Source organism: Shimia sp. SK013, from assembly GCF_001292625.1.
Taxonomy (GTDB): domain Bacteria; phylum Pseudomonadota; class Alphaproteobacteria; order Rhodobacterales; family Rhodobacteraceae; genus Shimia.
This window is the reverse complement of the sequence record NZ_LAJH01000021.1, coordinates 108,625-126,743: the sequence shown is the minus strand read 5'-3', so window position 1 is coordinate 126,743 and position 18,119 is coordinate 108,625. Positions and strand designations below refer to the sequence as shown.

General features: G+C 55.9%; 16 protein-coding genes. 10 read left to right on the top strand and 6 right to left on the bottom strand.

The annotated features are described in order from the left end of the window. Positions 1–3: 3 nt before the first annotated feature. Genes SHIM_RS16540 through SHIM_RS16515 form a run of 6 tightly spaced genes read left to right on the top strand, consistent with a single transcriptional unit; the run spans position 4 to position 6,061 of the window. Positions 4–885, top strand: a complete 882-nt coding sequence (locus SHIM_RS16540; RefSeq protein WP_082358452.1) for a carbohydrate ABC transporter permease — start codon at positions 4–6, stop codon at positions 883–885. 3 nt (positions 886–888) lie between these two features. Then, positions 889–1,974, top strand: coding sequence for an ABC transporter ATP-binding protein (locus SHIM_RS16535; RefSeq protein ID WP_054003779.1), 1,086 nt, complete (start codon positions 889–891; stop codon positions 1,972–1,974). Positions 1,975–1,998: 24 nt separating this feature from the next. Beyond that, positions 1,999–2,745 (top strand): sugar phosphate isomerase/epimerase family protein, encoded by a 747-nt coding sequence (locus SHIM_RS16530; protein ID WP_054003778.1) that lies wholly within the window; start codon positions 1,999–2,001, stop codon positions 2,743–2,745. Between the two features lie 3 nt (positions 2,746–2,748). After that, complete coding sequence (locus SHIM_RS16525) at positions 2,749–3,879, top strand: Gfo/Idh/MocA family protein (RefSeq protein WP_054003777.1); 1,131 nt, start codon at positions 2,749–2,751, stop codon at positions 3,877–3,879. Next, the gene (locus tag SHIM_RS16520; protein WP_054003776.1) at positions 3,879–4,937 is read left to right on the top strand and encodes a sugar phosphate isomerase/epimerase family protein; all 1,059 of its coding nucleotides are present in this window, start codon (positions 3,879–3,881) and stop codon (positions 4,935–4,937) included. Before SHIM_RS16525 ends, SHIM_RS16520 begins: the two co-directional genes overlap by 1 nt. Next, entirely contained in the window at positions 4,937–6,061 is a 1,125-nt protein-coding gene (locus tag SHIM_RS16515) for a Gfo/Idh/MocA family protein (RefSeq protein WP_054003775.1), read from the top strand. Before SHIM_RS16520 ends, SHIM_RS16515 begins: the two co-directional genes overlap by 1 nt. 54 nt (positions 6,062–6,115) lie before the next feature. Here SHIM_RS16515 and SHIM_RS16510 read toward each other — a convergent pair whose 3' ends face one another. Next, positions 6,116–7,291: an acetyl-CoA C-acyltransferase family protein gene (locus SHIM_RS16510; protein WP_054003774.1), complete on the bottom strand. Its 1,176-nt coding sequence runs from the start codon at positions 7,289–7,291 to the stop codon at positions 6,116–6,118. A 135-nt stretch (positions 7,292–7,426) separates the two neighbouring features. On the opposite strand from SHIM_RS16510, the gene SHIM_RS16505 reads away from it, so the two are divergent. The 3 genes from SHIM_RS16505 (at position 7,427) to tdh (ending at position 10,403) form a co-directional block, all read left to right on the top strand. After that, on the top strand, positions 7,427–7,984 hold the full coding sequence (locus tag SHIM_RS16505) for a helix-turn-helix domain-containing protein (RefSeq protein WP_054003773.1): 558 nt from the start codon (positions 7,427–7,429) through the stop codon (positions 7,982–7,984). 182 nt (positions 7,985–8,166) lie between these two features. Beyond that, positions 8,167–9,354 carry a glycine C-acetyltransferase gene (locus SHIM_RS16500; RefSeq protein WP_054003772.1) on the top strand — a complete coding sequence of 396 codons (1,188 nt, stop codon included), beginning with the start codon at positions 8,167–8,169 and terminating at the stop codon, positions 9,352–9,354. A gap of 14 nt (positions 9,355–9,368) precedes the next feature. Then, positions 9,369–10,403, top strand: coding sequence for an L-threonine 3-dehydrogenase (tdh, locus tag SHIM_RS16495; protein WP_054003967.1), 1,035 nt, complete (start codon positions 9,369–9,371; stop codon positions 10,401–10,403). A 330-nt stretch (positions 10,404–10,733) separates the two neighbouring features. On the opposite strand, the gene rpsU is transcribed toward tdh, so the two are convergent. The 4 genes from rpsU to SHIM_RS16470 all read right to left on the bottom strand — a co-directional run bounded on the left by rpsU (position 10,734) and on the right by SHIM_RS16470 (position 15,732). Then, positions 10,734–10,940: a 30S ribosomal protein S21 gene (rpsU, locus tag SHIM_RS16490; RefSeq protein WP_054003771.1), complete on the bottom strand. Its 207-nt coding sequence runs from the start codon at positions 10,938–10,940 to the stop codon at positions 10,734–10,736. Positions 10,941–11,361: 421 nt separating this feature from the next. Further along, positions 11,362–13,380, bottom strand: coding sequence for a P-loop NTPase fold protein (locus SHIM_RS16485; RefSeq protein ID WP_152926577.1), 2,019 nt, complete (start codon positions 13,378–13,380; stop codon positions 11,362–11,364). 78 nt (positions 13,381–13,458) lie between these two features. Beyond that, on the bottom strand, positions 13,459–13,902 hold the full coding sequence (locus tag SHIM_RS16480; protein ID WP_054003769.1) for a hypothetical protein: 444 nt from the start codon (positions 13,900–13,902) through the stop codon (positions 13,459–13,461). Positions 13,903–14,499: 597 nt separating this feature from the next. Continuing rightward, the gene (locus SHIM_RS16470; RefSeq protein WP_054003767.1) at positions 14,500–15,732 is read right to left on the bottom strand and encodes an L-lactate MFS transporter; all 1,233 of its coding nucleotides are present in this window, start codon (positions 15,730–15,732) and stop codon (positions 14,500–14,502) included. 309 nt (positions 15,733–16,041) lie between these two features. Between SHIM_RS16470 and SHIM_RS16465 the strand changes: the two genes are divergently transcribed. Then, entirely contained in the window at positions 16,042–16,998 is a 957-nt protein-coding gene (locus SHIM_RS16465; RefSeq protein WP_054003766.1) for a PLP-dependent cysteine synthase family protein, read from the top strand. 18 nt (positions 16,999–17,016) lie between these two features. Here the strand turns inward: SHIM_RS16465 and SHIM_RS16460 are convergent, their stop codons facing one another. Next, positions 17,017–17,961 (bottom strand): SDR family oxidoreductase, encoded by a 945-nt coding sequence (locus SHIM_RS16460; RefSeq protein ID WP_054003765.1) that lies wholly within the window; start codon positions 17,959–17,961, stop codon positions 17,017–17,019. Positions 17,962–18,119: the final 158 nt, after the last annotated feature.

Sequence of the window (18,119 nt, the reverse complement as noted above, 5' to 3'; positions counted from 1 at the left end):
CGGATGTCACCCAGCAACATCATGCTGTACGGAACATTGTTTGTGGCCTCGGTTTACTACTTGCTGCCGCTCTATGTGATGATCGTAACGTCCCTTAAAGGCATGCCGGAAATCCGCCTTGGCAACGTGTTTTCACCTCCGGTCGAGGTGACCTTTGAGCCTTGGGTGAAAGCCTGGGCCGAAGCCTGTACCGGCATCAACTGTGACGGCCTCAGTCGTGGCTTTTGGAACTCTGTGCAGATTCTCGTGCCATCGGTCGCCTTGTCGATCGCGATTGCCTCGGTGAACGGTTACGCGCTGTCGCTTTGGAAATTCAAAGGCTCGGAGGTGTTCTTTACCATCCTGATCTTTGGCGCGTTCATTCCTTATCAGGTGATGATCTATCCCATGGTGATCTTGCTGCGCGAAGCCGGAGAGGGTCTGTCGTTCATCACAGGCACGCGCATCCGGTTGATGGGCAGCGTTTGGGGCCTTGTGATTGTGCATACGATCTTTGGGATGCCCATTCTGACGCTGTTGTTCCGCAACTACTTTGCGTCCGTACCGGAGGAGCTTTTCAAGGCCGCCCGCGTCGATGGCGCAGGGTTCTGGGGCATCTACTTCCGGATCATGCTGCCGATGGCTTTGCCAATTTTTGTGGTGGCGATGATCCTGCAGGTAACAGGTATCTGGAACGACTTTTTGTTTGGCGTGATCTTCACCAAACCGGACACCTATCCGATGACCGTGCAGCTGAACAACATCGTCAATTCGGTGCAGGGCGTGAAGGAATATAACGTCAACATGGCGGCCACTTTGCTGACCGGCCTTGTTCCACTCATCATCTACTTTGCCTCTGGCAAACTCTTCGTGCGCGGCATCGCCGCCGGCGCGGTAAAGGGCTGAACTATGACCAATGTAACTGTCAAAGACCTTACGCTTGAATTTGGCGCAATCCGCGTTCTGGACAAGCTGAACCTTCAAATCGAGGAGGGCGAGTTTCTTGTCCTTCTTGGGGCGTCCGGCTGTGGCAAGTCCACGCTGCTTAACTGCATCGCAGGATTGCTCGATATCACGGACGGCGAAATCCACATCGGCGGGCGCAATGTGACTTGGGAAGAGCCCAGCGAGCGCGGCATCGGCATGGTGTTCCAATCCTACGCGCTTTATCCACAGATGACGGTTGAGGGGAACCTGTCGTTCGGTCTGAAAAACGCCAAAGTGCCAAAGGCGGAGATCGCTGAACGTGTGGCACGCGCCGCAGAGATCCTGCAAATCGAGCCGCTTTTGAAGCGCAAACCGGCGGCCTTGTCCGGTGGTCAGCGCCAGCGGGTGGCGATTGGCCGGGCGTTGGTGCGGGATGTTGATGTTTTCCTGTTTGACGAACCGCTGTCCAACCTCGACGCCAAGTTGCGGGCCGATCTGCGGGTGGAGCTGAAGCTGCTGCACCAGAAACTTGACAACACGATGATTTATGTGACCCACGATCAGGTCGAGGCGATGACGCTGGCGGACCGGATCGCGATCATGCGCGGAGGTTTGGTGCAACAGATTGCCAGCCCCGCCGAGGTCTATAACCGACCGTCCAACAAATATGTGGCCGGTTTCATCGGGTCACCGACAATCAACTTTTTCGAAGGCTCGATCACGGATGGCACGGCGCCTGAGTTCCTGACGGCAGACACCAAGATGGCGCTTTCTGGCTATGAAGCATCCCAAGGCGCGTTGTCGCCACGTCCGGCATGGTTGGGCATTCGACCGGAATCGGTGATCACCGGCACGGATGTGGATGCACAGCCGTACACCGCAGAAATCACCGTGGAACTGTTTGAGGCCATGGGCGCGGACACGCTGGTTTACACAACTTTGGCCGGCGCGCCGTTTAGGTTCCGCATGAGCGGACAGGCGCGTGTGACGGCCGGTGACACGCTGCGCATCGGGTTTGACCCGGCGCAGGGCTCTCTTTTTGACAAATCAACCGAGGAGCGTCTGTGACGCCCTGAATTTTCGGAGACTGAAATGGGTTTTTCTTTTCAACTTTATAGCTCGCGCGACGTGGCGAGCCAGGAAGCCTTTTTGGCGCGTCTGGCTGAGCTTGGGTATACGTCCGTCGAAGGGTATGGCGGTGTTTATGGTGACGCCGACAATTTTGCAGAGGCAATGCGTGCCAATGGCTTGACCATGCCGAGTGGGCATTTCGGCATCGACGATTTGCGCAACAATTTTGATGGCATGATGGCGTTGGCTGATACGCTTGGGATCACCCATGTAATTGTGCCCTATCTGGCCGCCGAAGTGCGCCCGACAGACAAGGCGGGCTGGCAGGCGTTTGCACATGAGTTGGCGGCAGTAGGCGAAAAGGTCAGAGCAGCGGGCAAGGTATTCAGCTGGCACAACCACGACTTTGAATTTGAGGCGCTGCCGGATGGCGCCTTTCCAATGGAAGTGATGCTTGAGGCGGCGCCTTCGATTGGCTGGGAGGCGGATCTTGGCTGGGTGGCGCGGGCAGGCCTGGACCCGGCACCGTTCATCGAGAAATGGGCGGATCGACTGGTCGCGGTGCACGTCAAAGACATCGCCAAAGACGGCGAAGGTTTGGACGAAGACGGCTGGTCCGACATCGGTGAAGGTGTCGTGAATTGGGGTGGATTGCTCAAACTGATCCGCGCCGAGGCGCCTGATGCGATCTTGGTGGCCGAGCAAGACAAACCAAACGACGCAGACAGGTTTGCCGCCGTGTCGATGAAAAACCTGAAGGGCATGTAAGTCATGAGCAACACTGTGAACGTCGGCATCATCGGATGCGGCAACATTTCCGCCACCTATATGCGCATGGGTCAATTTTTCCGCGACTACAAAGTTGTGGCCTGTGCCGATCTGAACATGGAAGCCGCCCAAGCGCGGGCCGCCGAGTTTGACTTGCGCGCGTTGAGCATTGACGCGTTGCTGGCCGACCCTGAGATCGAGATTGTTGTAAACCTGACAATCCCGAACGCGCATTTTGAGGTGTCGAGCGCGATCCTGAAGGCAGGCAAACATGTCTATTCAGAGAAACCTTTTGTGCTGACGGCACATGAGGGCGCTGCGCTGAAGGCGCTGGCCGAGGAAAAAGGGCTGCGGATCGGATCGGCGCCGGACACCTTTATGGGTGGCAGCCACCAGAAAGCGCGCGAGATGATCGACGCGAATGAGGTTGGCAAGATCACGTCAGGCACCATCCACGTCATGAGCGGTGGTATGGAGCATTGGCATCCGAACCCCGATTTTTTCTTTGAACCGGGAGCGGGGCCGATTTTCGATCTGGCGCCTTACTACCTTTCCAACCTCGTGCAGTTGCTGGGGCCAGTGTCGCGCGTGGTTGCCATGAGCAGCACGCCAAACAGCCACCGCACAATTGGCTGCGGGCCGCGCAATGGCGAGAAAATTCCGGTCACGACTCCAACAACGGTGCATTCGATCCTGCAGTTCGCCAATGGCGCAGTGATCAGTTACGGCACCAGTTGGGACGTGAAGGATCACGGACATTCCAACATGGAGCTTTATGGCCAGGAAGGCACGTTGTACGTGCCGGACCCCAATTTCTTTGGCGGCCCGTTGCGGCTGGCCAAGGGAGACGGTTCAGAGGCGATCATTTCGACAGGTCACCCGTTCAGCCAGCCTAATGACGGCGATCAGGCGAATTATCGCGGGGCCGGCCTTGCCGATATGGCGGCTGCCATCCGCGAGGGACGGGCGCATCGGTGCAACAACGAGCTGGCCGGTCACGTGGTCGAGGTTATGGGGGCCATTCTTGAGGCAGGTGATACCGGTCAGGCGGTCACGATCCAGACCACCTGTGAACGCCCTGCCCCGTTTAGCGCGGATGACGCCTTTGCCATTATGGAACTGGAGGCAACCTGATGCCAAAAAACATGAAGGGACCCGCGCTGTTTCTGGCGCAGTTCGCTGATGACACGGCGCCTTTCAATTCGCTGGACACAATTGCGGATTGGGCCGCTGGTCTGGGCTATAAAGGGCTACAAATTCCATCAGGCGACGCCCGCCTGATGGATTTGGACAAAGCCGCCGATAGCCAGACCTATTGCGACGACTTGCGCGGTATGCTGGGCGAGCGCGGCATCGAAATCACCGAATTGTCGACCCACATTCAAGGGCAACTTCTGGCGGTGCACCCAGCGTATGACAAGCAGTTTGACGGGTTTGCGCCTGCGGCTGTGCATGGCAACCCAAAAGCCCGCACTGCCTGGGCCCATGATCAGTTGATCAAGACCGCACAAGCCTCGCGCAAGTTGGGGTTGGACGTCACAGTGTCTTTTTCGGGCTCGCTGGCGTTTCCTTATCTTTATCCGTGGCCACAGCGGCCAGCGGGGTTGATTGAGGAAGCTTTTGACGAGTTGGCGCGGCGGTGGAAGCCGGTCATGGATGCCTATGACGATCTTGGCGTGGACATCGCGTTTGAACTGCACCCAGGTGAGGACCTGTTTGACGGGGCCACGTTTGAAATGTTGCTTGAGCGGCTGGACAATCATCCGCGCTGCACGATCAACTATGATCCGAGCCATTTCCTTTTGCAGCAACTGGATTATCTGGCGTTCATCGACATCTATCACGAGCGCATCAAGGCGTTTCACGTCAAAGATGCCGAGTTCCGCCCCGATGGGCGGCAGGGTGTTTATTCCGGCTATCAGCCGTGGGTCGATCGGGCTGGACGGTTCCGCTCGCTTGGCGACGGTCAGGTCGATTTCCGCGCGATTTTCTCGAAACTGGCGCAATACGGCTATGAAAGCTGGGCGGTGCTGGAATGGGAATGCTGCCTGAAAGACAGTGCGACAGGTGCGGCCGAAGGCGCGCCGTTCATCATGGATCACATCATCGACGTCACCGAAAAAGCGTTTGATGATTTTGCCGACAGCGGGCTGAGCAAGCAGGAAACCCGCGAACTGTTGGGGTTGTCGTAATGCGACGCTTGAAACTTGGCATGGTTGGCGGTGGTGAGGGCGCGTTTATTGGCGGCGTGCACCGCATGGCTGCGCGGCTGGATGACCGGTGGGAGCTGGTTGCCGGCAATCTGTCGTCTACGCCTGACAAAGCGGCACGATCTGCCGAAGCCATCGGTTTGGCGCGAAGCTATGGGTCGTACACCGAAATGGCAGTGGCCGAGGCAGCGCGGGAGGACGGGATTGATGCGGTGTCGATTGTGACGCCAAACCATATGCATATTCCGGTTGCGCGGGCCTTTCTTGAAGCTGGCATCAATGTGATCTGCGACAAGCCGCTGACCACGGATCTGGCCACGGCGCAGGCGTTCGCCGCGGATTGCGAAGGCTATGTTGCGCAGTTTTTCCTGACGCATAACTACACCGGCAGTCCGATGGTGCGCCAAGCACGGCAAATGGTGCGCGAAGGCATGTTAGGCAACATCCGGTTGATCCATGCGGAGTACTTGCAGGATTGGCTGAGCCGCCCTGCAGACCCCGACAACGTGCAAGCCGCGTGGCGCACCGATCCGGCGCGCACGGGTGGTGCAGGTGCGATTGGCGACATCGGCACGCATGCCTATAATCTTGCGTGCTTTGTGGCAGGCGAAACCGCCAGCCATTTGGCGGCGGATTTGCAGAGTTTCGTCGACGGGCGCGAAGTGGACGACAACGCCAATATCCTGCTGCGGTTTGGCTCTGGCGCGCGGGGGTCGATCTTTGCCAGCCAAGTGGCCACGGGAACCGAAAACGGCCTCAAATTGCGCATTCATGGCGACAAAGGCGGGCTGTTTTGGGCGCAGGAGAATCCCAACGAGCTGATCTATACCCCGATGGGTGAAGCCGAGCGTCGGCTGACACGTGGCGGGGCTGGTGCGATGTCGGCAGCTGAGGATGTGTCGCGCATTCCGGCGGGCCATCCCGAAGGCTATTTGGAAGCGTTTGGCACGCTGTATCGCGAAGTGGCGGACCACCTATTGGACGGCAAAACCGCTGTATCAGAGACTGTTCCGGGGATTGCCGAGGCAGTGGCGGGCATGGCGTTTATTGATGCTTGCCAGCGGTCCAGAAAAGAGAATGCCGCGTGGTGTGATCTGACCTCCTGAGGTCGCGACACGCGGGCAGAAACGGCGCGGAGGGGCTCCGCGCCGTTTTGCGTTTTAGATACGTTCAATCGCGATGGCGATGCCCTGACCGCCACCGATGCACATGGTGATGAGGCCCTTGGAGCCGCCTGTGCGGTCCAGTTCATACATCGCTTTTACGGTGATGATGGCGCCGGTTGCGCCCACCGGGTGGCCCAAGGCAATCGCGCCTCCGTTCGGGTTCACTTTGGCAGGATCAAGGCCGAGGCCTTTGTTCACGGCAATCGCTTGCGCAGCGAAGGCTTCGTTGGATTCGATCACGTCAAAATCGGTGATCGACAGACCGGTTTTGGCGAGCAGGTTTTCAACGGCAGGCACAGGACCGATGCCCATGACCTCGGGACGCACGCCTGCGTGGGCGTAACCCAGAACGCGGAACTTTGGTGTCAGGCCCGCCTTTTCGGCAGCTTCAGCACGCGCCAGAACGATGGCGCCCGCGCCGTCATTGATGCCGGATGCGTTGCCAGCAGTAACGCGGCCGTCTTTCTTGAAGACCGCCCGCAGTTTGCCCAAGGATTCCATAGTCGAAGCCGTTGGGTGCTCGTCGCGTGCAAAAGGCACCATGTCGCGGCGCACTTTGACGTCGATTGGCACGATCTGGTCATCGAAATAACCCGCTTCAATCGCTGCGGCAGCACGTTCTTGGCTGGCAAGCGCGAAGGCGTCCATATCGGCGCGGGTCACGTCGTGCTCATCCGCAACGTTTTCTGCCGTCACACCCATGTGGCCTGTGCCAAACGGGCAGTTCAACGCGCCAAGCATCATGTCGAGCGTTTTGACATCGCCCATTTTCTGACCCCAGCGCTGGGACTGCATGATGTAGGGCGAGCGGGACATGTTTTCGGCGCCACCAGCCAGAGCGAAATCCGCGTCGCCCAGCATCAGGGATTGCGTGGCGGACACGATGGCTTGCGCGCCGGATCCGCAGAGGCGGTTCACGTTCATCGCGGGCGTCGTGTCGGGGATGCCGGCCTGCATCGCGGCGACGCGTGAGAGGTACATGTCGCGGGGTTCGGTATTGATGACGTGACCATAGACCACCTGACCGATCTGGCCGCCTTCAACGCCTGCGCTTTCCATCGCGGCTTTGGCGACAGTTGCGCCAAGATCGATGGGGGCTGTGTTGGCAAGTGCGCCGCCGAATGTGCCGATGGCGGTGCGTGCGCCGCCCAGAATGACGATGTCTGACATGGGGTGTCCTCCTATGAAACCGTGTTGGCGGCACTATGCAGGTGCAGCATCACGGAGTCAGCAGAAACGGCGCGTCACGGTATTCTTACGGGCGCACGATTGACAAAGGGGTCGCGTTCAAAGCATTTCAGAGAGATGGATAACGACTTGCCGATACTTGATCTTTTGCCCGCGCGATTGCGCGAGGCGCGCCGCAGTCAGGGGTTGTCGCTTGATGCGGTGGCCAAGCTGTCCGGTGTCAGCAAATCAATGGTCAGCCAGATTGAGCGCGGCGAAAGCAGTCCGACAATTGCGACGCTGTGGAACCTGACGCGGGCGTTGCAGGTGGATTTTGCAGGGCTGCTGGATGCGGATGCGGGCGACAAGGTCGACGTTCTGCGCGCCAGCGATGTGCCGAGTTTTGACAATATGGGTCAGGGCTGTTTGATCCGGATTTTGTCGCCGCCCGAAGAGGCTGGCGGGCATGAGGTCTACGACATTTCCTTTGAAGCGGGCGGCAGTTTGAAAAGCCAGCCACATGCGCGTGGGGCGACGGAACAGCTGACCGTGCTTGAAGGGGACGTGCGTGTCACAAGTGGGTCGGCATGCAATGATTTGGCGCAGGGTGACACAGCGCGATATGCGGCGGATGTGGCGCATGCAATCGAGGCGACAAAGCCCGCGCGGGTGTTTTTGATTGTGAAGAACGCCTGAGAAGACATCCATTGGGCTGCGCCTGCGCGGACTGTCGTCTGTGACGATTCCCGATTTAGTTTGTGGTACGCTGCTGGTCAGCCATTTCGCAATTACGGATTTTTGTCCGCTATCTTGAATTTCCCTCTTCACGGATGTAAATCCGTTATGATAGACATCATTCCATCATTATGGAGACTCCCATGTCAGACGCTTTCTTGAACGACATTCGTGACACGCTGAAAACCATCGAAGCCGAAGGGCTGATGAAACGTGAGCGAATGATCACCTCGCCTCAGGGCGGCGAGATTCAGGTGGGCGACGCGGATGTCATCAACCTTTGTGCCAACAACTATCTTGGGCTGGCGGACAATCCGGCACTGATCGAGGCCGCCAAAGGCGCGATGGATCCGCGTGGGTTCGGTATGGCGTCGGTGCGGTTCATTTGCGGCACGCAGGACATCCACCGCGAGCTGGAACAAAAGCTGGCGAATTTTTTAGGCAAAGACGACTCGATCCTGTTTGCCGCCTGTTTTGACGCCAACGGCGGGCTGTTTGAACCGCTGCTGGGGCCGGAAGATGCAATTGTGTCCGACAGCCTGAACCACGCGTCGATTATTGACGGCATTCGGCTCTGCAAAGCCAAACGCTATCGCTATGCCAACAACGACATGAATGATCTGGAAGAGATGCTGAAACATGCGCGCAACGAAGGCGCACGGCATATCATGATCGCGACCGACGGCGTGTTCAGCATGGACGGCTATCTTGCCAATCTGCCCGAGATCACGCGGTTGGCGAAGCAATACGGTGCGGTGGTCATGGTGGATGACTGTCACGCGACGGGCTTCATGGGGCCAAACGGCGCGGGCACGCCAGATCATTTCGACGTTGATGTGGACATCCTGACGGGAACATTGGGCAAAGCACTTGGAGGAGCCATCGGCGGTTATATCGCGGGGCCGCAGCCAGTGATTGATTTGTTGCGGCAGCGGGCGCGGCCCTATTTGTTCTCCAACTCGCTGCCGCCAAGCATTGTGGCCGCCGGTATCGAGGCGATCCGGTTGGTTGAAAACGGGGCTGAAGACCGCGCGCAGTTGCGAGAAAATGCGCGGTATTGGCGGTCCGGTTTGGAAACGCTGGGCTTTGACATTTTACCCGGTGAGCATCCGATCATTCCGGTGATGTTGGGCGAAGCGCAGTTGGCGCAGGACATGGCGTCCAAGCTGTTTGACGAAGGCGTTTATGTGAGCGGTTTCTTCTTTCCGGTGGTGCCGCGCGGAAAAGCCCGCATTCGCACCCAGATGAACGCGGCGTTGACCAAGGACGAGTTGGATCGCGCACTGGCTGCCTTTGGCAAGGTGGGCAAAGAGTTGGGAATCATCCAATGAATAAACCAAACACAATGACCGCGCTGGAAAAGTCCAAACCCGAAGAAGGGCTTTGGATGGTGCAGGCACCGGTGCCCGAAATCGGACCGGATGAGGTGCTTATCAAGATCAACAAGACCGGCATTTGTGGCACGGATATTCACATCTGGAACTGGGACGATTGGGCCAGCGCAACGGTGCCGGTACCGATGATCACCGGCCACGAGTTTGCTGGAGAGATTGTTGAAATGGGCCGCAATGTCGACGGGTTGTCGATTGGCCAGCGGTGCAGCGGCGAAGGCCATGTGATTGGTCACGAAAGCCGTCAGTCGCGCGCAGGCAAGTTTCACCTTGATCCCGGCACGCGCGGCATTGGCGTGAATATTCAGGGGGCATTTGCGCAATACCTGCGCCTGCCGGCGTTCAACGTGGTGCCCCTGCCCGACGACATTCCTGATGAGATCGGCGCCATTCTGGACCCGCTGGGCAACGCGGTGCACACCGCGCTTAGCTTTGACTTGTTGGGCGAAGATGTGTTGATCACAGGTGCGGGGCCAATTGGCATTATGGCAGCTGCCATCGCCAAACACGCAGGCGCACGGCATGTGGTGATCACGGACATCAACCCGGATCGATTGGCGCTGAGCCGTCATGTGGTGCCGAATGCGCGCACGGTGAATGTAGCGCAAGAAGACCTGAACGATGTGATGCACGAGCTGGATTTGAAGCAAGGCTTTGACGTCGGGCTTGAGATGAGCGGCAGCCAGCAAGCCCTGGACCAGATGGTCGACGCGCTGGTGATGGGCGGAAAGATCGCTTTGCTGGGCATTCCGCCGGGAAAATCGCCCGTGGATTGGTCGCGCATCGTGTTCAAGGCAATCACCATCAAAGGCGTCTATGGCCGCGAGATGTTTGAGACCTGGTACAAGATGATCGCCATGCTGCAGAACGGATTGGACGTGAGCCGTGTCATCACCCACCAGTTGGCTCTGGGCGATTTCAAAGCAGGTTTTGCTGCTATGAAATCAGGAAAATCGGGCAAAGTGGTGCTGGACTGGACCGGGATCTGAGGTACGGAGCCAATGGGTGATCGCGACTTTGGCCCGCGCCAAGCGTTGATGTTGTCGCTTTTTGGCAGACGAATTGGGACTGTCCCGCACAGTCGAGCCCACAACCGTTTGCAGAATCTCAGGGACAAAGCCTGTCCAGAGCGGTCAATGCACAAACCGTGTCTAACGACCGCTGTCAGCCCGAAGCGGTCATTGGCTTCGGAATGCAGTGAATGGCCCGTTTGGCGGGGCTGACATTTTGGGTTTCCCAATGACGGCAAACTCATTTGATACGAAAAACCCCGTTGCCATCGGACAACGGGGTTCTGTTTTCAAAGAGCTAAGAAACGATTACATCGCTCCCTCGCGCTCCAATTTTTTGCGTGCGAGCTTACGGGCACGTCGGATAGCTTCAGCTTTCTGGCGCGCGTTTTTTTCAGACGGTTTCTCGAAATGCTGCTTGAGCTTCATTTCACGAAAAACGCCTTCTTTCTGGAGCTTCTTTTTTAGCACCCGAAGAGCTTGATCGACATTGTTGTCACGAACACTTACCTGCATGTGGTTTTCACCACCTTTCTAGGATAAAGTTGCAATAATTTGCAGGAACCTGCGGCTTATCAAGGTGAAATTGCTTTGTCGAGTTTGCTGTGAACTCGGACAGTAGCAGCCTTGGGCACTTCAGCTCGCTGGTGCGTCACGTTGTGGACGGCTCCTACCCAGCAAATTCACACTTCCAGCCCAGAGCTGACCTTGCCAAACTACACGCTTACGTGAAAAAGCGACTTTCGCTGCAGTTCGGCTGAAGGTCTGCCCGGCGGAAAGTTGCCCTTCGCCGCACAAGCGACCTGGGCGCCCAGAGGTGGTCATTGTGCTATGAAAAGTGGGCGCAAGGGGGGATATTGGGCCGCAACAGCGATCCTAAGGCAACCCGCTCCATACGGATTGATGTAATGGGCCAGATCCCCCCCCTAAAAAACTTCTAGGCACGACGCGCAAGCGACTTTGCTACCTTTTGAAAAGTATCGTCACACTGTTTGCAGAGGTTTCTCCAATTAAAGTAAGATGTTGAGAGGTCAGATACATCCCACACCTCGGTTAAGTATTCCCTAAGAAGAAGCGCGCGCTCATGGCGATCCCGTAGAGAGTGCGACCGAATCTTGTTGGCTATTCTTTGACGAAAGCCTCCATCAGTAATTGGTGTATCTACACACATAGCATCAAGGTAAGAAAACGACGCCATCCAATATCTCAAGTGATAAGCGCCTAGTGTAGTAATTCGAAACGAAGATCGTTTCTCGCCAAGAACCTCGTCCTGATCTTCTTCGAAGGTGACACGTTCGGGAGGCTCGATCAGCTTCTTATTCGTCAAATTCCTCAGGGACTCCCAGATGGCACCCTCGTTGAACCCCTTTAGTCGAAGCTCTTCTAGGATACTATCTGTCAGCACCTCGCCCTCCTTCGAGCGATGCGTGCCAGAGTCATTCAAATACCCTAAGATCATTGGGCATATAAAGTGATTCGAGGCCTGATTGGACTTCAAATCAAAAACATTCATCGCTATTACACGCTCTGGATCGAAGTATTGCGAGTCACCTTTTAAGGCCACTTTCCAAAGCTCGTGAATGGGTAAATAGAAATCCTCTCCATGCTGTAGCACTTCAACAATTTGCTGCAAGTCCACGTTCGGATTCCCAAAAAAACCTGCCATAAATTGGATCAGATCTCGAATATTTCCGCCTGTAATGTTCTCAAGAAAAAGCTGGATGTCGGTGTTCCGGTTTACTGCATCTTGCATGACCGAGAACAATGAGGCGATTCCACTCAGTTGGACATTAATCGCTTGCAACCGCGGGAGTGACACTTTTCCTTCAGCAATTCGAATAGCAAACTTAAGACGTTTTGATACCACCTCATCTACGCGAGGTGGACTAATAGTGAAAACTCTGTGCGGGTACGCCGACAGAGCACCTGATCTTCGAGAGTAATAGAATGTCTTTGGTCTGACTGAAATGAAGACGGTGGCCTCCCACTCGGATGCCAAGTTTTGAGCAATAATAAATGCCTCTTGTTGAACCTCCAGGGTCCTTTGGTCCGCGTTGTCTATTGCAATGATCACTTGCCGCTTGAGGTCCTTAGTAATAACTTGGAGGGACTTTTTGATGTGTTCAGATTTGTTTGACTGAAGTTCCTCAATTCTCTCAAACAGCTTGTCCTGATATTTTTCAAAGTTTGTTTTCTTTTTCTGACCCCAAATTGAGTCGTCAAATCGTACAATTTCGGATTTATACACTCTCATTACGAAATCAGAATTAAAAATATCAATTTTGTGATGGTCGTTCAATGCGGTTTCTATTGCATCTAGGACCATTTTCTTCGGATCCTCGTAGAAAACACCTTTTCTTCCAAGATCAATGTAGACGTATATAGCTTTTTGAAACTCCCTATATGCGCTCACATACATCAAATGTTTTAGGAAGGAAGTCTTGCCAACTCCGACATCACCAACCAAGGCAATAGGCCTATTCGAGACCGACTCTGTGAGTATTTCTGGGGTGAGCCTATTTGGGTTTTTTCTCCCGGCGACCGGGTGCGCCTCTACCTCGCCATCCGCATCAGGAAATAGTGACGAATATCTTGAAAGAAGCATGTGTTTTGTAATTAGGGAGTGCTGATTAAGGACGCCGCTCTCACAATAACAACTTTCCAAAAACTCTCTCTCGACCTCACTCTGGTCATCAATGTTTAGCAACAGAAGTTCGGATACATCCAACATTGATCGATGCATGTCTGATGGCATGCGCGGTTGAGGGTATTGTGGAATTTGAATCGATAGTTTTTCCGGTGCCTCAATTTGGGAGTAGCCATCCAGTTTAGTCAACAAGCTTCTCTCCACAAGCGCAGGGTGAGAGAGCATTTGCCAAGCTTCAATAAAGTTGGCCTGTAAGTGTTGGAGGGATTCAAAAACTAAACACACGCTGTTGTTAGTTTGTGATGGCATTCTAGTGGCGCGGAGAGCTATGAGCTGAGCGCCATTTGACACAATTGCAATCTCACACGCCCGATTTATTGAGTAATTTCATGCCTGATTGATGGCCTTCTCACATTCAACGCTGGCCGCCGCGATGTCCTTAACCGGTCGATATAGAGACGGCCGTTTTGATACTGGTATACTGAACGTCAGACCGACCTTTTTGGCTTCTAGAATAGCTATTGGAGGTGATTGGAGCTCATAGTCCGTGTATTCTTGCCCCTGAGATTTTTCGCGCTCTGCCTCTTCTTTTGACCACGCAAGGCAATCATACAGCAGACGATCCAGTATTTTGAAACGGGTGTTGGCTTCATTCGAGCTATCAGGCAGGCTTTTGGCCTCACGGCAAAGGGCCTCAAAATTAGCCTGCGGTTCTGCAAATTCCGTCACATATTTCTCCAAAGTTCTGGCATATATGAGCCAGAAATCTAGCCTAACTCTTGCCTCAGTTGCCTCAGTTGCCTCTGTCACGAGGTATTTCAGATAACTCAACCGTAGTGCAACATGTTTCAACCACAACCTTTAGTTAGGTCTTGTGTGTAAACTCTGCGCATCGTCGAACCAGGTGCCCGGACAGCGCCCTGTACAGATGCTACAGCCCGTCGGAATGACTCGAAAGAACTCTGGCTGATGCGCTGCGCTAGCGGCGGGCCGCTCCAAGGCAATGACTGCTGAGGGCTTGAACGGATGCTCGTTGCAGTGGAAGCAAACGTGCCGTTTAGAGGCGCTCGCTAGGCTTTGCAAACGTCGCTAACTGCGCACAGCAGCCGTCTGGGCAGCGCAACGAATGATCATTCTCCGCCTTTTTGGTGATTGTACGCCATGCTTGCAGTGAGCCTAGAACAGCGACCAAGCATGTGCATCGTCACGACGGCTTTGGGCCACATCTGCCTTTTGATATCGGTCCTGTATCGCGAAGGAGATTGCCGATCTTTTGCGGGCACTTTTGCGGCACCACTCCAAAGGGCAATCCACGACAAGACGCCGGGCGTACTGCTGGGCCAGACGGCCTTTCATCAAGGTGGTTTGCAAACAAAAAGCCCCGCCCGATCGCGTGGATCAGGCAGGGCTTGATTTTTTACAGATGGCTCAAGCCGCGGGAGAGATCGCTTTGGTCTCAGCGACGACGCTGGAACGGACTGGGGGTTTGGTCATGAAGGCGATCAAGGCGGCAGCGGCAAGCATGGCCGCGCTGATCATATAGGCCGACGTGAAGTTGCCAGCGCTGTCAAAGCTGCGCGAGGCGATCACTGGACCCAATGCGCCCGACAAACCCCAGCCAAGGTACACGAGGCCGTAGTTGGCGCCGTAGCCTTTGAGGCCGAAATAGTCCGCGGTCAGCGAGGGGAAGACGCTGAGCAGGGTGCCGTAGAACATCGCGCCCATGATGGCGCCTGCAATCAGCATGGCCTCGGTTGAGACGCCCATAAACAGCCACATGTTTGCGGCTTGCAGTACGAAGACAACGATCAGCGTGTTCACGCGACCAAGTTTATCCGACACCATGCCGCCGATCACACGACCAGCAGCGTTGGCGATGGCCAACAGGCTGACCAGATAGACCGCGCCTTCGAGACCTACCTGAAGGGAGGCGATCTGTGTGATGTTGCCGATCAGCATGACGCCAGCGCTGGAGGCGAGAGCGAACATGACAAACAGGAAGTAGAACTGGCGGGTCTTAAGCATTTCGCGCCAAGTCATTTCAACACCGGTGTCTGTGACTTTCGGGGCCCAGTCTTTGGGGCCTTCCGCCACATAGCCTTCGGGCGGGTTGACCACGGTCATGCCGAGGCTGACAGAAACAACCGTGATACCGGCGCCGAGGATCACAAAGGCGGTCTGCACACCGTAGGCATCCAGCAGTATGTTGGTCAGCGGAGCGACATAGACCGCACCAAAGCCGAAGCCACCCACGATCAGACCGCTGACGAGGCCTTTCTTGGAGGGGTGCCACCACTTCATCGCGGCAGGTGTCACGCAGGCATAGGCGAACCCGATACCGGAGCCGACAACCACACCGAAAGTGATGACCACTGCGACAGGGTTGGTTAGCAGGCCAGTGAGCATCATGCCCGCGCCAACAAGGGCGCCGCCGACCATAATGATACGTCTAGGGCCAATTTTGTCTTGCATCACGCCAGCTGCAAGCGTGGCGATGGAAAACACAATGATGGCGACACTGTAAGGCGTGGTTGCCTGTGTAGCGGTCCAGCCAAGGTCGTTTATGAGGGCGTCTTTGAAGACGCTCCAGGCGTAGAGGACGCCAATAGAAAGGTTGATACCGATCCCTGCAAGCAGGATCGTCAAAGGTCTTCTCGGCATGATACCGCTCCAATGTTTGAGGTGTGACGCGGCTCTAGATCGGCATTTCTGAAGGGTAAAGCGGCGTCCAACACCGCACGGCTGGCTGCGCGACGAATGGCTCATGCGGTCAATTCCATAGGCCAAGAGTGGCCTAGAGCCGGTTGAGTTGACTTCGGGAATCGGCGAAATTTGGCCAATCGGTCAAATTTTGCAAACACGTGGCCCACGTGATTGGCCGCGACCAAAGACACCACGCTGTTTGTCCCTCTTGGCCTTTGACAGATTCGCCGCCAATGTGGTCCTCGTTTACAATCTGGGGAGAGCGACATGGCAGCTGAGAGCTTGTTAGACGTGATTGGCGACACGCCGTCAGTGTGGTTGGACCGGTTGGTGGCGGCGCGTGGGCTGGAAGGCCGAATTCTGGCAAAGCTGGACTACTTGAACCCCGGCTTTTCCAAAAAGGACCGCGCGGCCAAGGGCATCATTGAAATGGCAGAGGCCAGCGGGGATCTGCGGCCCGGTCAAACTGTCGTGGAACTGACAAGCGGCAACATGGGCACTGGATTGGCAATTGTGTGCGGTCTGAAAGGCTATCCGTTTGTTGCCGTCATGAGTCGAGGCAATTCAGTGGAGCGGGCGCGGATGATGGAAGCGTTGGGGGCTGAGGTTGTGTTGGTGGATCAACTGCCCGGCTCGGTGACAGGACAGGTTTCGGGCGGCGATCTCGAAGAAGTCGATAAAGTGGCGCGCCGGATCGTTACACAGCGGGCTGCGTTTCGGGCGGACCAGTTTCACCACGCGGGCAATGCGCGCGCGCATTTTGAAACCACGGGGCCGGAGATCTGGCGCGACAGTGACGAGACCCTGATGGCGTTTGTGGATTTTGCGGGCTCTGGCGGCACCTACGGCGGCACCATCTCGGCGCTGAAAGGATTAGACGCGAATGTGCGTGGATATGTTGTGGAGCCTGAAGGCGCGGCCGCTTTGGCAGGCGCGGCGGTCAGGACGCCTGATCATCCGATACAGGGCGGCGGTTATGCCATGGCGGATTTGGAGTTCTTGCGTGCCGCGCCGGTAGATGGCTACGTGACTGTCTCCGGTGCCAAGGCCCGCGACACAACGCGGGCCTTGGCCAAAGAAGAAGGCATTTTCGGCGGGTTTTCCGCCGGAGCCAACGTCGCGGCCGCACTTGAGTTGTTGGCAGGACCAGAGAAGGGCGGCGTCATTGGCGTTGTGATCTGTGACAGCGGGTTGAAATACCTGTCGACGGATTTATGGGCGTAAGGCCGCAGAAGCCAGCCTTTATGGTTCCCAGCTTAGGGACGTTTTTTCCTCAGACAGCGCCCAGAGCTTTGCCGCCGTTTCTCTATTCAGGGCGCAGTCATCCAAGGGGCAGGCGTCGATTGGGCCAACCGTCTGTGATCGCTTGGTCGGACCATAGAGCGTTTCCAACTCAAGGCTGCCTTCTGTCGCGCACATAACTTCGGGGCAAGCGCCCTTTTCAGCGGATTGTGCGACGATGCGGGAGAGGATGGCCCACAAAACTTTGTTGAAACGGCTGGCCGTGTCTTTGAGCAAATTGGTGCGCGACGCGCCGAGATGGCAGACCTGAACCTGAACCGATTTGCCTGCGGCTTGAACCCGGCGCTGCAATTCATAGGCAAACATCATCTGTGCCAACTTGCTTTGGGCATAGGAGTTCCACGCGGTGTATTTCGTGTCGAAATTCAGGTCATCAAACTGAATTTTCTTCAGTCCCATTTTGTAGGCATTGCTGCCAACAACCACGACACGCCCTGAGGACTCCTCGATGCGATCAAAGAGCAGTCCGCACAAAAGGAAATGACCAAAGTGGTTCACCCCAAGTTGACTTTCAAAGCCGTCCACAGTGATTTCTTGATTGGCGACCTGCGCGATAGCCGCATTGCATATGAGCGCGTCGATCTGGGCCACCTGCCCTAACAGCTCCGCTGCGGCTTCTCGTACGGACGCCAACACCGCGAGGTCCATTTGCACGAATGTCACATCAGCGCCCGTGCCGAATTCCTGTTTCAGGGTGGCGATTGCGGCGTTTGACTTGTTGGCGCTCCGGTTCAGCATCACAACCCGCGCGCCTTTGGACAGGAGTGTCCGCGTTGCCTCAAATCCGGCACCGGCATTGGCGCCGGTGATGACATATGTCTTGCCCGTCAAAGACCCGATCCGGTCGGGAGTCCAGCCTTTTGGTCCAAATTTTTTGTGTGTCATCTTGTGTCTCCTGCTAGCGGCAATGCGTTGCTGCGCTGGGTGATGCTTCAAATTCGAATACTAAGATAAATCTCACAATCACTCAAAAATAGGTGATATAATCGCAAATTCATGCCTATTCGTATCAACTCAATTGAAAGCTGCAATTGGGGGACAGC